General features: G+C 68.2%; 18 protein-coding genes, 1 tRNA gene and 1 CRISPR repeat array. Of the genes, 16 read left to right on the forward strand and 3 right to left on the reverse strand.

Features of this window, described 5'->3' with window-relative positions:
* Positions 1 to 141 precede the first annotated feature (141 nt).
* The 4 genes from OR600_RS09500 (at position 142) to OR600_RS09515 (ending at position 1,933) form a co-directional block, all read left to right on the forward strand.
* Positions 142 to 660 (forward strand): hypothetical protein, encoded by a 519-nt coding sequence (locus OR600_RS09500; protein WP_135978547.1) that lies wholly within the window; start codon positions 142 to 144, stop codon positions 658 to 660.
* A gap of 157 nt (positions 661 to 817) precedes the next feature.
* Positions 818 to 1,018, forward strand: a complete 201-nt coding sequence (locus tag OR600_RS09505; RefSeq protein ID WP_135978548.1) for a hypothetical protein — start codon at positions 818 to 820, stop codon at positions 1,016 to 1,018.
* A 212-nt stretch (positions 1,019 to 1,230) separates the two neighbouring features.
* Positions 1,231 to 1,521, forward strand: coding sequence for a hypothetical protein (locus OR600_RS09510; RefSeq protein WP_135978549.1), 291 nt, complete (start codon positions 1,231 to 1,233; stop codon positions 1,519 to 1,521).
* Positions 1,508 to 1,933, forward strand: a complete 426-nt coding sequence (locus OR600_RS09515; RefSeq protein WP_265591109.1) for a PIN domain-containing protein — start codon at positions 1,508 to 1,510, stop codon at positions 1,931 to 1,933. The genes OR600_RS09510 and OR600_RS09515 overlap by 14 nt, the downstream gene beginning before the upstream one ends.
* Positions 1,934 to 2,242: 309 nt before the next feature.
* Positions 2,243 to 2,683: direct repeats of the CRISPR family, unit length 32 nt; unit sequence GTCGCACCCCGCAGGGGTGCGTGTATTGAAAC.
* A 434-nt stretch (positions 2,684 to 3,117) separates the two neighbouring features.
* On the opposite strand, the gene OR600_RS09520 is transcribed toward OR600_RS09515, so the two are convergent.
* On the reverse strand, positions 3,118 to 3,678 hold the full coding sequence (locus OR600_RS09520) for a DUF5067 domain-containing protein (RefSeq protein WP_168354089.1): 561 nt from the start codon (positions 3,676 to 3,678) through the stop codon (positions 3,118 to 3,120).
* A 675-nt stretch (positions 3,679 to 4,353) separates the two neighbouring features.
* Between OR600_RS09520 and OR600_RS09525 the strand changes: the two genes are divergently transcribed.
* The 6 genes from OR600_RS09525 (at position 4,354) to OR600_RS09550 (ending at position 7,551) form a co-directional block, all read left to right on the forward strand.
* Positions 4,354 to 4,430 (forward strand) — tRNA-Arg (locus OR600_RS09525).
* A 66-nt stretch (positions 4,431 to 4,496) separates the two neighbouring features.
* Positions 4,497 to 5,063, forward strand: coding sequence for a hypothetical protein (locus tag OR600_RS09530; protein WP_135978552.1), 567 nt, complete (start codon positions 4,497 to 4,499; stop codon positions 5,061 to 5,063).
* Positions 5,064 to 5,075: 12 nt separating this feature from the next.
* A complete protein-coding gene (locus OR600_RS09535) occupies positions 5,076 to 5,456 on the forward strand; it encodes a DUF8317 domain-containing protein (protein WP_135978553.1) in 381 nt (126 codons plus the stop codon).
* Positions 5,457 to 5,476: 20 nt separating this feature from the next.
* The gene (locus OR600_RS09540) at positions 5,477 to 5,851 is read left to right on the forward strand and encodes a hypothetical protein (protein WP_135978554.1); all 375 of its coding nucleotides are present in this window, start codon (positions 5,477 to 5,479) and stop codon (positions 5,849 to 5,851) included.
* Positions 5,852 to 6,013: 162 nt separating this feature from the next.
* Positions 6,014 to 6,406 (forward strand): IS200/IS605 family transposase, encoded by a 393-nt coding sequence (gene tnpA, locus OR600_RS09545; RefSeq protein ID WP_265591110.1) that lies wholly within the window; start codon positions 6,014 to 6,016, stop codon positions 6,404 to 6,406.
* Positions 6,407 to 6,408: 2 nt separating this feature from the next.
* Entirely contained in the window at positions 6,409 to 7,551 is a 1,143-nt protein-coding gene (locus OR600_RS09550) for an RNA-guided endonuclease TnpB family protein (RefSeq protein ID WP_265591111.1), read from the forward strand.
* A gap of 375 nt (positions 7,552 to 7,926) precedes the next feature.
* On the opposite strand, the gene OR600_RS09555 is transcribed toward OR600_RS09550, so the two are convergent.
* Entirely contained in the window at positions 7,927 to 8,190 is a 264-nt protein-coding gene (locus OR600_RS09555) for a hypothetical protein (protein ID WP_265591112.1), read from the reverse strand.
* Between the two features lie 127 nt (positions 8,191 to 8,317).
* Between OR600_RS09555 and OR600_RS09560 the strand changes: the two genes are divergently transcribed.
* The 3 genes from OR600_RS09560 (at position 8,318) to OR600_RS09570 (ending at position 10,069) form a co-directional block, all read left to right on the forward strand.
* Complete coding sequence (locus tag OR600_RS09560; protein WP_135978566.1) at positions 8,318 to 8,731, forward strand: hypothetical protein; 414 nt, start codon at positions 8,318 to 8,320, stop codon at positions 8,729 to 8,731.
* On the forward strand, positions 8,728 to 9,033 hold the full coding sequence (locus tag OR600_RS09565) for a type II toxin-antitoxin system RelE family toxin (RefSeq protein WP_135978567.1): 306 nt from the start codon (positions 8,728 to 8,730) through the stop codon (positions 9,031 to 9,033). The genes OR600_RS09560 and OR600_RS09565 overlap by 4 nt, the downstream gene beginning before the upstream one ends.
* 160 nt (positions 9,034 to 9,193) lie before the next feature.
* Positions 9,194 to 10,069 carry a DNA adenine methylase gene (locus tag OR600_RS09570; RefSeq protein ID WP_265591113.1) on the forward strand — a complete coding sequence of 292 codons (876 nt, stop codon included), beginning with the start codon at positions 9,194 to 9,196 and terminating at the stop codon, positions 10,067 to 10,069.
* 9 nt (positions 10,070 to 10,078) lie between these two features.
* Here the strand turns inward: OR600_RS09570 and OR600_RS09575 are convergent, their stop codons facing one another.
* Positions 10,079 to 11,023 carry a hypothetical protein gene (locus OR600_RS09575; protein WP_265591114.1) on the reverse strand — a complete coding sequence of 315 codons (945 nt, stop codon included), beginning with the start codon at positions 11,021 to 11,023 and terminating at the stop codon, positions 10,079 to 10,081.
* A gap of 172 nt (positions 11,024 to 11,195) precedes the next feature.
* Here OR600_RS09575 and OR600_RS09580 point away from each other — a divergent pair, with 172 nt between their 5' ends.
* The 3 genes from OR600_RS09580 to OR600_RS09590 all read left to right on the forward strand — a co-directional run bounded on the left by OR600_RS09580 (position 11,196) and on the right by OR600_RS09590 (position 12,669).
* Complete coding sequence (locus tag OR600_RS09580; RefSeq protein ID WP_265591115.1) at positions 11,196 to 11,561, forward strand: DUF4313 domain-containing protein; 366 nt, start codon at positions 11,196 to 11,198, stop codon at positions 11,559 to 11,561.
* 68 nt (positions 11,562 to 11,629) lie between these two features.
* Complete coding sequence (locus OR600_RS09585) at positions 11,630 to 12,058, forward strand: hypothetical protein (RefSeq protein WP_265591145.1); 429 nt, start codon at positions 11,630 to 11,632, stop codon at positions 12,056 to 12,058.
* A 125-nt stretch (positions 12,059 to 12,183) separates the two neighbouring features.
* Positions 12,184 to 12,669 carry a hypothetical protein gene (locus OR600_RS09590; protein ID WP_265591116.1) on the forward strand — a complete coding sequence of 162 codons (486 nt, stop codon included), beginning with the start codon at positions 12,184 to 12,186 and terminating at the stop codon, positions 12,667 to 12,669.
* Positions 12,670 to 12,817 lie beyond the last annotated feature (148 nt).

A 12,817-nucleotide genomic window follows, 5' to 3' on the forward strand; every position in this document is an offset into this window, starting at 1 on the left:
ATAGGAATTGCCCTCTCGATGAAAGCAAACTGACAATCCAACGGCCCTCCCCACGCCCCTTCCGCGCGGTGACGCGCGGACGGAAGCCCCCGCGAGATCCGGGCGGAAGGCCCCGGACGCCCGACCCGCGAGGAGGCCCTGATGGAATCCGTCAAAAACCCCGACACCGAGAACGCCACCTCCGACGCCGTCTCCAAGGTCTGCGACGAGGGCGCCGCCTGCGTGGACGCCCTTCTGGCCCGCATCGGCGGCCACCTGGAAAGCGCCTGGTACTACCGCACCTGGATGCGCCGCGACGTGCCCTTCGAGGATGTCGGCGGCTGGTACCTCTACGACTCCCTCTATGCCACCTACGCCGTCGCCGACGTGGACCCTGTGGAGCCCACCCACGCGCTCCCGGCGGAGCCCGTCGGCGACATGGACTGGGAGGGCGTCGGCGCCTGGAACTCCTACGTGCCGCTCCTGAACGAGCTGGAGGACGCCCTGGAGGCGGTCTCAGACGGGATCTGGGAGAGCGAAGGCTGGGAGCTCTGGGACGACCTCATGACCGCCTACAACGGCCTCTACCAGCGCGCCCTGGAGCGCTCCGTCAAAGAGATCGTCCGTTGGTGCGACTGCGAGTGCGAAGAGGTAGCCTCCGGCGAGACCCTGGCGGCTTGACGGCGGGCCCGAGGACGCCCTGGGGTGGGTCGTGGGCCACATCCAGGCATCGGCCAAGGACGAGAGGGTCTGGGCCGCAGAGGTCGTCGACGGCAATACCGGAGAGGTCGTCTGGGAGCTTCCGGAGGATTCCGACAGCGGCGGCCGGTAGGGCCTGATGGACGAGGAGGGGCTGAGGGGGTTCAGGGACGGGCCCGTGTGGATCTCGGGCAACCGCTACGGGCCGCGGGAGGCCGACTTCGTGCCCCAGGCTACCGATAGGGTCCCCGCCCACGTCGACGACCTCGAGGTCGCCGCCGCAAGGGGTGACCTCGATCCCTCGGTCAAAGCCTTCGTCCTCCACGCCCAGTATCAGTGATCTGGCGCCCGGCACCCAATAGGGCCGGGCCTGGGAAAGGGTTCGCGCCCACCGGGACGCGGCCCCTTTCTTGTGCCGAAGGATGCGTTCCTCGGTTTGAGTGCCCCTGCCACGTACCTTCCACGGCGCTTCGCCCCGGGCTGTTGCGACACCGTAGACAGTGGTGTATACAATATGTAGACACTACAGTAGACGCAGGGAAGGAAGGAATCATGGCCAGTGTTGTCGTCTCAGCGAGGGTGGATGAGGGCACCCGCCGCAAGGCCGAGGCTGCCGCCCGTCGTGCCGGCATGTCGCTCGGATCGCTGATCTCCGGGTTCGTGTCCGACCTGGCCACGACCGGGAAGGTCCCGGACTCCTACACGACCGACAGGGAGCTGCTGCGCAGGAGGCGCGCCCTCGACACCCTCGAGGAGATCTCGAGGTCCTTCCCGGTCGGGACGCCCCTGGACACCATGACCAGGGACGAGTTCATGGAGGAGGCGTACGGTGACCGAGACTAAGGTGATGCTCGACACGAACATCCTGATCGACGCCGTGGTGAGCAGTCGTCCCGAACACCATGCGGCGATAGACCTCTTCAGCCTCTGCGTCGACCGTCGCGTCCGAGGATGTGTCCTGGCCTCGAGCCTGAAGGACTTCTACTACATTTGCCGTCGCTATATTCCAGAGCCGGACCCGCGGGGCGCGGCCATACGGGTCTTCCTAGAGATCCTCGACGTCGTCCCCTTGGACAGGGACGCCTGCGAGCTGGCCCTCGACCTTCCGGAGCCGGACCTGGAGGACGCTATGGTGCTCGCGGCGGCCCGATTGAGCGACGTGGACATCATCTGCTCCCGCGACCGCAGGGCCTTCGGGGAGGGGGGCATCCCGTCCATGACCGCGGCGCAGGTCCTTTCCGCGATGGGGTGTTGAGGGCACCGACGAGGGGGTGTCCGCGGGAAGGCCGGCGGGCCCTCTGGCAGGAAGGCACTCGGATGGCGCGTCCAGGGAGGAGGGCCATGGTCGATACCTAGCCGGGGCGCAGCGGCCGGGAACGGATTCTAGGGGCTTCCGAGGGGGCGATCGGAAGTCCCTGCGCGAACCCCGGCCGCCGGCGAGATTCCCGGAGGTTCGCGCTGGATTGTCCCGCAAGATGCGTCTTTGGTATGATTCGATATGGTTTTCCTTGGGGTCGGGCCACAGGATGTCGTGGGGCAGGTGGGCTCGGGCACGACCTTTGGGGTCGCACCCCGCAGGGGTGCGTGTATTGAAACTGCAGTGAGACCGCCCGCCACAAGGTCGTTGAAAGTCGCACCCCGCAGGGGTGCGTGTATTGAAACCTTTGCAACAACGGACGTTGAGAACAAAACGATCGGTCGCACCCCGCAGGGGTGCGTGTATTGAAACCGAAAGGGTGCCGTCGGCCCCGCGCAGGACCTCCGTCGCACCCCGCAGGGGTGCGTGTATTGAAACATCAGCACCGATTCCGGCGTCCTGCCCTGGTGGGTCGTCGCACCCCGCAGGGGTGCGTGTATTGAAACCGGAGTTGAGGTGCCGCCGAAAAGTCGAATGGACCTCAGTCGCACCCCACAGGGGTGCGTGTGTTGAAACACGCGGGGTAGTATGCGGCGAGGCCCACGGCGCCCCGTCTGTCGCACCCCGCAGGGGTGCGTGTGTTGAAACAGCAAATGGTCCTTAAGCGGTTGCCAAGCGGACGTCGCACCCCGCAGGGGTGCGTGGCCGTCCCGCCCTACAAACCCACAGGGACGGCCCGAAGGGCCCCACGAGCGTCTCTCGTGGGGCCCTTCCCCGTCTTCCCGGGGCCGGCGCCCGGAGGCGCCGGGGGCAGGTCCCGTGGAGGAGGGGTGCCGAGGCACTCCTCCCGGGTCTGCGTCCCGGTGGGCCCGGAACCAGTCCGAGACGACACCCGCGGGGCCCTGGGGGTCCCAGCGCTGTGCCCGGGTGCTCCGTCTTGTGGCGAGACCCATGGGATGCTACGGCCCGTGTCACTGACTAGACCCCGTGGACTCCACGTGAGGCGGGGACTGGAGGGGGACTGGCGCCTTTGCCGGTTCCCCTCCTACTTTTTCGGGGATGCCGATAGGGGGGGACCCGGGTCAACCCACCTCGAAGGTCCTCTGTGCGACCGCGGCGCCTTCGGGAGTGCTCACCTCGACGGTGACGGGGGATGTGTCCCTCAGCTCGAAGCAGTCGGAGACCTCGATGGACGCCCCCGGCTTGATATAGGTCCCCTTGTCCGAGTCCGTCTGCGGTATGCCGGAGGTCCACGACTCGGCATAGCCCCTGTCCAGCTCGACCCCGCCCTGGTAGGCCTTGACGGAGGCGACCCCCGTGAACGACGTCTCCTTGCCGGTGGTGTTCGTGAAGGTCATTGGCACGAGGACGACCTTGCCGTCCCCGAAGAAGTCGTTCTCGAACGCGGCGTCTCCGACCTCCACGGTATCGCTGCCCACCCGGTCGACGCCCTCTGTCTCGGCGTCGTCGGCCTTCGACCCCCCTTGGTCCTGCGCCGTCCCCTCCATGGCGTCCACACGCTCCTCAAGGGCGGCCACCCTGGCCTCGAGGTCGGCCGCGTTGCCGGCGCCCGAGCACCCGGCCAAGACCATGAGGGCGGATGCGGAAAGGGCCGTCAAAACGACCTTCGTGCGGATTCCCATGACTTCTCCTGACGGTTGTCTGACAATCAACCGCCAAAGATACCAAAGCGGCCCCTTTCCCGTGCCCCCTGAAAGCTCCTCCCGCCGCCACCCTCGGGAACGCCCGCCCTGGGTGCCTACCCGGCGCCTTTCCGATGTCCCGAAAGATGCGTCTTTGGTATGATTATCCATGGTTTCCCTTACGGCCGGGCCACGGGGTATCCTGAAGCAGATGGGCTCGGGCACGACCTTTGGGAGTCGCACCCCTCAGGGGTGCGTGTATTGAAACGATGACCGAAGCTCACGCAAGTACACTCGGTTTGTCGCACCTCGCAAGGGTGCGTGTGTTGAAACGTTGGTTCTGAGGACTCCGCCGCTGCCGTCAAGGTCGCACCCCGCGGGGGTGCGTGTGTTGAAACCAAAATAAAACATGTCAAGCGTAAACGGGGTCAGTCGCACCCCGCAGGGGTGCGTGTGTTGAAATTTGACCCGTCAGGCCGCCAACGACCTGATCATCCCGTCGCACACCTCAGGGGTGCGTGGCCGTCCCACCCCCGCACTCCCACAGGGACGGCCCGGAGGGTCCCCGCGAGTGTCTCTTGCGGGGACCCTCATCTGTCTTCCCGGGGCCGGCGCCCGGAGGCGCCGGGGGCAGGTCCCGTGGAGGAGGGGTGCCGAGGCGCTCCCCCCGACCCTGCGCCCGTAGCTCAGCAGGACAGAGCGCGGCCCTCCTAAGGCCGGCGTCGGCGGTTCGAATCCGTCCGGGCGCACCAGAAGACACCCGTCAGAGGGTCCCTTCCCGGATTTCCGGGGAGGGGCCCTCGCCCTATGGAGAGGGGATGCCCATGCACTACTGCGTAGCCGTGATCCGCCCAAAGGAGGGGCCGCTTTCCCTGGCAAGCATCCTCGCCCCCTTCTGCGGAGACCCCGACCTCGCCGCTCTGGGAGGGGCCGTCCCGGAGTTCCAGGAGGACGAGGACGCGAACTTCGACGACGAGGCCCAGGCGAAAGGCTACTGGTACAACCCCGACGCCCACTGGGACTGGTGGGAGGAGGGCGGCCGCTGGGAGGGTCTCTGGGGTTACGACCTCGCCCCCATACCTCTGGCGGACCTCCCGGACCCCGAGACCTACGAGCCCACGGAGGCCGAGGAGCGCGCCATCCGCCTCGACTACGAGAGCCTCCTAGCCAAGATCGAGCGCCACGGGGAGTCCCGCGAGCGCAAGCGCCCGAAGAGCTTCGACGATTTCCGCCGGACCCACATCAGGTTCCGCGAGTGCGCCGAACCCTACGCCTACGTGGATGCCGACGGCTCCTGGGTCGAGGGCGGGGTCCCCTTCTGGGACTACGTCCGGAGCCTCCCCAAGGACGACTTCACGGTCGACGTCGTCGACTGCCACTGCTGACAAGGAGGAGCCATGAGAGCACTGCCCCTGGAAGTCTTTCGCAACCCCCTGTTCGAGGGGTGCTCCCTCGGCGGCATCAGCGAGCGCTACGACAAGGTGCTCGTGGTCTGCCCCGAAGGCCACGTCGAGGTCGACCCGGACGACCCGCCGGAGAACCTCGTGCGTCTCGTCCAGAAAAGGGGCCCCTTCGGCGCCCATACCCCCCACCTGGAGCCCGTGGCGGAACCTTCCGAGGGCTGCGCCCCGTGGATGCCGGGCGGCACCGTCGCCGGCTCCGGCGACAGCCGCTGGGGGGACCTTCTCAAAACCGAGACGGACCTGGCCCACGGGGTGCCGCTCGAGATCTTCGACCGCTCGGAGACCTGGGACATGTTCCGCTCGCTCAGCCATTGAGATCCCTTAAGGAGGAGACCATGGCCATGAACCTCAAGATCCATTGCCGCGGCGCCGAGCCCCTCGTGATCTCGGCGGCCGAGGCCGAGATCGTCTGCGACCGCGTCGACGAGGAACGCTTTGCCGACGAGGTCCGCTACCGCCTCACGGCGCGCGTCGGCGATACCTACTGCTACGACGACGACCTCACCGCCGAGGTCCGCTTCCTCCTCGATGAGGGCTGCGGGTGCCCTGACGACATCGTCGAGGGCGCCATGGCGGCGTGGTACGACAGCGACTGGGAGGACTCCCGGGAGAGCGCCCTCAGGAGCGCCTTCGAGACCTTCCGCTGCTCCATGGCCCGGAAGCGATCCGAGCGCGTCCGTCGGGAGATGGCGGAGCTCGGAAGGTTCTAAGGCGCCGGCGGGGGGGGGGGGGGGGGAGACCCCGCGACCGCCCATACCGGCGAGGAGGGCTGACCGAAACACGCGGCGCAAGCCCCTGGCTTCAGCCATGGGGTCGAGCCGCGCCCACGGGTTGCGAGAATGATAGATAGCAGGCTGTGATATAATTAGGGCATGGAGTACAAGAGCAACAACAACGTCGTCTACAGCTGCAGGTACCACGTGGTCTTCTGCCCGAAGTACCGAAGGGCGGTGCTCGTGGACGGCGTGGACGTGCGCTTCAAGGAGATCGCGGCCCAGGTAGCCTCCGAGCTCTCCTTCGAGGTCGTCGAGATGGAGGTCATGCCCGACCACGTCCACCTGCTCCTCGACGTGGACCCGCAGCTCGGCGTCCACCGGGCGGTGAAGCGCATCAAGGGCAGGACGAGCCACGACCTGCGCTCCGAGTTCCCCTGGCTGAAGAGCCGCATCCCCTCCCTATGGACCAACAGCTACTTCGTCTCCACCGTGGGCGGGGCGCCCCTGGCCGCCGTCAAGCGCTACATCGAGGCCCAGAAGGAGGTGTGAGCGTGGAGCGAGCCTACGTGGTCCGCATCTACCCCAACAAGGCCCAGCGATCCCGAATCGAGCGCACCTTCGGGTGCCGGCGCTGGGTCTACAACCGCTGCCTCGAGGTGCGCAAGGCCGCCTACGAGGCCACGGGGAAGTCGCCCTCCCGCTGGGAGCTCGACCGGATGCTGCCGGCCTGGAAGGCCGAGCACCCGTGGCTGCGCGAGGCGGACTCCCACGCCCTCCAGCAGGCGGTGCGGGACCTCTGCTCTGCCTACGACCACTTCTTCCGCCGGGTGAGACAGGGCGGAAAGCCCGGCTACCCCCGCTTCAAGTCGAAGTCGGACCCCGGGCAGAGCTTCCGCACCAACTGGGGCGTGTCCGTGCCCGACGAGAGGCACCTGAGGCTCCCCAAGCTCGGGGCGGTCAGGGCCCGGGTGTCCAGGCCCGTGGAGGGCCGCATCGTCTCGGCCACGGTGAAGCGGGCCCCCTCCGGCAAGTACTTCTGCGTGCTCAGCTGCACGGGTTGCCCTGAGGCCCCCATGGCCGAGGGCGAGGTCCCCGTGCTCGGCATCGACGCCGGCGTCCGGGACCTCATGGTCCGCTCCGACGGCGTCAGGGTCGCCAGCCCCAGGGCGCTCGCCAAGGCCGAGAGGCGCCTCGCCAAAGAGCAGCGCCGCCTCTCCCGCAAGAGGAAGGGGTCCAGGAACAGGGCGAAGCAGAGGCTCAAGGTGGCCAGGGCTCACGAGGCCGTGGCCGACAGGCGCAAGGACGCCGTCCACAAGGCCACGACGCAGGCGATGCGCGAGAGCCAAGCCATCGCCGTCGAGGACCTGAACGTGGAGGGGATGAAGAGGAACCGCCGCCTGGCCAAGGCGGTCTCGGACGCCTCCATGGCCGAGGCGGCCCGCCAGCTCGAGTACAAGTGCGCCTGGCACGGCCGCCCGTTCGTCAAGGTGGACAGGTTCTACCCGTCCTCCAAGACGTGCTCGGCCTGCGGTCACGTGCTGCCCGGGCTGCCGCTGTCGGTGCGCGAGTGGCGCTGCCCGGAGTGCGGGGCGACCCACGATCGCGACCTCAACGCGGCCACAAACATCGCCCGGGAGGGCGAGAGGATCCTGAGGGAAGGTACCGCAGGGCATGCGGGAACCGCTGGGGTCTAAGATTCCAGCTACGCTTCTGGAGCGGGCGTAAGACCTACTTGCCACCCAGGTGGCAAGTAGGCAATCCGCGTCGAAGGAAGAATCCCCTTGCCTTAGCTATGGGGAGTGTCAAAAGAACTCAAGGGGCTCTTTCTCTAGAAGAATAGGTCGAGGGGTCTGTGCGGGGTCGCGCGAGAGCGCGGCCCCGCTCATTTTTGTTCGTACGCGACCGTGCCTGTCTCACGGCAGACGTTCGTGGCCGTGCCCGGGCACCTTTTCGACCATCCGGGAACATTTCCGGCTATTCGGGCACCTTTTCGACCATCCGGGAATATTTCCGGATATTCGGGCAGTTTTTTCGAACACCTGTCTGAACCCCTGTCGGAATGCCGCGGCCTAGGCCCCCTGGAGCACCCTCACGAGGGCCCTCTCCATGAGCCGCGCCCGGGCCTCTGCCGAAGGGTCCCTCCGGGGGGCCGGGTGGACCGTCCTTGCGGCCCCGGCGGCCCTGTCCGACAGGGTCAGGCCCCAGCCGCGGCCGCGGGCCCCCTCGAGGACCCCGGGGGTGTCCGCGGGCGCCATGAGCCACCGGAAGTCCGCCCCCTCCGGGGCCTGGGCGCCGGGACCATGGCAGCCTCGCATCCGGAACATCGACGCCATGGAGCGGGCCTTGGGCGAATACTATTCGCCCACATCCTCGGTCAGCCCGATTCCGTTGAATACGCGTGGCAATTCGCAGTAGAATACAAAACGAGGTCTGCAAAGGAGGACGAACGGAGTGAGAACCATGGCCACGATCGAGAACGGCGCACCTGTTGCCACCTCGACATCCCTCGAGGACCGGATCCCTGTGAGGAACGGGGAGCTTCTCTTCTCCAAGGACCAGATCGTCACCGCGACGGATGCCACGAGAAACTTCAAGCGCGTCCGGGAGCAGGCCAAGAACCGTCCCCAGTTCATCCAGGGCAGGACGGGGGAGATCGAGGTCGCCGTCCTGGACTTCTCCATGCTCCAGGACCTCATGGCCCAGATAGAGGAGCTGCGGATGGAACGCTTCTACGACGAGTGTGCCCAGCGCCTCGAGGATGTCGACGCAGGGCGCGACCAGGCCGTCCCCATCGAGGACGTTCTTGGCCGAGACTGGGAGCAAACCCTGACCATGGCCGGTGGCGCCTTGACCGACGAGGACCTTTTCGAATGAGCGGGCGTTTCGCGATCGAGTTCCTTCCAGGGGCTGCCAAGGACTACGGCAAGCTCGACAACTCCCAGCGCCTCATCGTCAACGCCGGGCTCGACAGGCTTCGCCACCGTGCCGACGAAGTGGGAAAGCCCCTGCGGGGTGGCCTGGCCCCATGTCGGGAGCTCAAATTCCGATCGGACAACCTGAGGCTCGTGTACAGAATCAGAAACGGCGTCGTAGAGGTGGTCGAGGTGGTGGCCATCGGCCCCAGGGACGGTGGCAGGGTGTTTCTCACGGCGGAGCGAAGGCTCAAGGGGCTATAGACCGCAAAACCCCTCCAGTACCTCTGCCCGTTCAAAGAGCGCCCCTCCGGTACCGCGCGACCAAGGCCCTCCCGGCGCAGCCCCGGGAGGGCCTTGGTCGCGCGGGGTCGTCCCCGCGCCGGAGGCGCGGGCGGCGGGGCCGCAGGGGAGAGGAGGACCAATGCCTGTCACCAAGACACCCCTGCGCTACCCCGACGGCAAGAGCCGGCTGTTCCCCCTCATGGCCCGCCTCCTCGCCGCCAACGGCCTCACGGGCGGCACCTGGGCGGAGCCCTTCTGCGGCGGGGCGGGCCTCTCCATGGCCCTCCTGCTCGAGGGCTGCGTGTCCCGGGTGGTGCTCGCCGACGCCGACCCGGCCGTGGCCGCCTTCTGGCAGGCCGTGAGGGAGCGCCCCGAGGACCTCTGCGCCTTCATCGGCCGGGTGGACCTGGACCTGGTCACGTGGCGAAGGTGCCACGACCTCTGGGCCGGGGCCGCAGAGCCCTCCTTCGGGCTGGCCTGCGCCTGCCTGTTCCTGTCCCGGACGAATCGGGCGGGAATCCTGGGCGCGAGGCCCATGGGGGGCATGGGCCAGACCGGTCCCTGGGCCCTGTCCGACCGCTTCAACCGGCAGGACCTCGAGGCGAAGGTGCGCTCCATCGCCGCCCTCGCCGACCGCATCGAGGTGCGGTGGTGCGACGCGATCGACTTCATGGCCAAGGTCGCACCGACCCTCGGTCCCGATGCGGTCTGCTACCTCGACCCGCCCTACGTGGCCGCCGGCCCCGGTCTCTACCGCCGGAGCCTCTCCGAGGGCGACCACAGGGCCCTCGCGGAGGCCCTGGGGCGCCACAGGGGCCCATGGGCGCTCTCCTACGACGCCTGCCCCCTGGTCGACGAGCTGTACGGGCCCTACGGGCCCATGAGCTTCCCTGCCACCTACACCGCCCAGAGGAAGAGGGCCGTCGAAGAGCGCCTCGTCCTCGCCGGCGGCCTCAGGGCCTTCAAGGACGGCCTCGGCAAGGCCTTCGTGGAGGACGCCGTCGCACCTCTCTGACAGCCCCCCTCACACCCTCCTGAGGCACCTCATGAGGGCCCCCTCGAGGAGGTCGGCACGCCCCCCGGCGTCGGCCCTCCGGCGGCGCCCCCGGGTGACCTCGGTCACGGTCCCGGCGGAGACATCGCAGACCGTGAGGCCCCATCCGGAGGGTCTCGCCGACGCCGCGTCGGGCGCTTCCGCGGCGTCTACGCAGAGCCACGCGAAATCCACCCCGGCAGGGGCCTTGGGCACCACCGCCGACGGGGACCCGGGGTCGGCCACGGCGGCGAACCACAGGAGGTCGATCCCCGCAGGGGTGCCGTCGAGGTCTTCCAGGGTGGCCTGTCTGAGGCAGTCTGTGGCCACGAGGGTTGACGCCGAGTGCCTGCCGGAGGTCTCCGGGAAGGCCTGCCAGAGGAACCTTCGGGAGGGGTCGGAAGACGTCGCGCCGAGGGCCTCCGGCGAGAGGGCCCAGAGCAGCTCCTCGGGCAGGTGCCCAGAAGGCGCCGAGGTGTCCGCCCGGGGGCGCCCGCGGTCCCTCAGGCCGGCCCCGGCGGCCGCCATCCGGCGGACCTCCGAAAGCGTCGTGTCGCCTGAGACGAGGGAGCCCATGAGGCGGTCGAAGGCCTCGGGGCGCCCGGCGGAGACCCTTCGGGCCTCCGCCACGGCGGTGGCCGAGACCGGGGCTGCCGAGAGCTCAGGGCAGGGCCTGCCGGCGGCCAGGGACCGCTCCCGGAAGGCCTCGTAGGAGCGCCCGGCGGCAAGGACCCGGTTGAGGTAGTTCACGGACACCCTCGACCTGTCCCCGAAGGACCTCATCCAGGAGGCGAGGGAGCGGTAGGAGTCGAGCCAGAGGCGCTCCTCGGCCACCTCCGACACCAGGCGGTAGACACGGGTCCACCCCATGGAGGCGTCCGACAGGCTCCCCTCGATCTCGCGCTCCACCTCGCGGAGCCTCTCCAACCGACCCATGGCACCTCCAGAAAATATCACCCGGGTGATATTTATCCCCACAGTGATCATACACCGGGATCGCCGAGGGACCCGCGCCGGGGAGGCGCGGGCGGCAGGGGGCGCGAGCGGTACGGGGTGAGGCCCCGGCACCGCGGCCAAGGAAGTAAAGAAACAACGTAGAGGAGACGCCATGGCGAACACCGATGAGACCCGCCCGATCCCCATCGTCATCGACTTCCTGGGTGAACCCACGGAGCTCTACCTGACGGTGGAGGAGTATTACTTCGGAGGAACCTACGTCGGTGCCGTGGAGGCGGATACCGGGGAGCCCTTCTGCGACGTCACCGTGAACCTCGGCGGGATGCCCGATGTGGACGGCGCCATGGCCTTCATCGACACCAACGGCTGTCCCAAAGCGCTCCGGGAGCGCCTCAGGGAGCTCGGGCTGTATCGCCCCACGGGCATCGAGGAGAAGAGCGGCTTCTGCACCTACCCCCTGGTCCGGCTGGACCTGAAGGCCATGGGGCCTTACGCCGTCCGTGAGGAGGTTCTCTGACATCAGAAACGCTAGGATTTCCCGGATGGGTTGAAAACCTGCACGTTCAGATCTCGAGAGGGGGTCCCATGAACGACATCGCCCCGGCAGACGGTCGTGCCTTCGCCGAGAGGCACCTCCCACCCGACGCCTACGAACACTCCCTGAGGGTCGCCGAAAGGGCAGAGAGGAAGATCTCCCTAGACTCCGCCGACAGGACCCCCGTCGCCATCGCCTTGCTCCACGACGTGGTGGAGGACGGGGACGTCACCCTAGGGGACGTGCGTGAGGCCTTCGGGGAACGGGTGGCCGACGCCGTGGGGTGCCTCACGAGGCGACCCGGCGAGCCCTACGACGCCTACATCGGGCGCGTCATGACGAACCCCGATGCCGCGGCCGTCAAGGCCTGCGACCTGGAGGATCACCTGGCGAGCCCCGCCACGGCACCCTCGGCCTCCTACCTGAGGCGCTGCGAGAGGGCCCTGGGAAGGCTCAGGAATACCGCCCTGGGGTTTTGAGACGCCATGACAGTGCCCGCAGCGCGCCCGGAAGGGACCGCCGGAGGCATCCGCAGTTGGGGCCGGAGGGGACCTTCCTTTCGGCCCCTTCGTTTAACCAACGAAGATGATTTGGAGGTACGCCCATGGGAACCGAACTCGTCGCCGTCGACTGCACCATCCTCGGCGAGACCCACCGCATCGTCGTCTGCCCGAGGGTCCAGGCGTCGCGCCTGGAGGGCCCCTTCGACTGCATCCTCATGACCGGCCCGGACTCCGACCCCATCGAGGTGCCCGCGGGCGCCGCCCGCCACCTGGAGCTCCTGTTCGACGACGTGGAGGACGGGGAGCGCGCCTCCTGGGGCCGTCCCCTGGAGCCCATGGGGAAGGACCAGGCGAGGGCCGTGGCCGACTTCGTCTGGGACGGTGCCTTGGCCATGGACCTCGCTGGCCTCATCGTCGTGGCCTGCGACGGCGGCATCAGCCGCAGCGCCGGGGTGGCCGCCGGCATCCTCGCGGCCACCGGCAACGACGACTCCGAGATCTTCCGAAGGAAGTGCCCGAACTCGACCTGCCGGCGTCTCGTCATGGGGGCCGTGGCGGAGCGCCTCGAGGACGACCGGAACCTGTGAAACACGGTCTCGGAGGCCATGGCCACGGCATCCCTTTCCGAGGGGGAGCTCGGGGAGCCCTGCGGGCCCCTCGACCAGGGTGTGGCCCGTCTCTACCGGCATTGCGCTGCCAAACCGCCAGGAATCTAGCGCCTCTGGTAGAATAATC

The organism is Granulimonas faecalis (assembly GCF_022834715.1).
GTDB lineage: Bacteria > Actinomycetota > Coriobacteriia > Coriobacteriales > Atopobiaceae > Granulimonas > Granulimonas faecalis.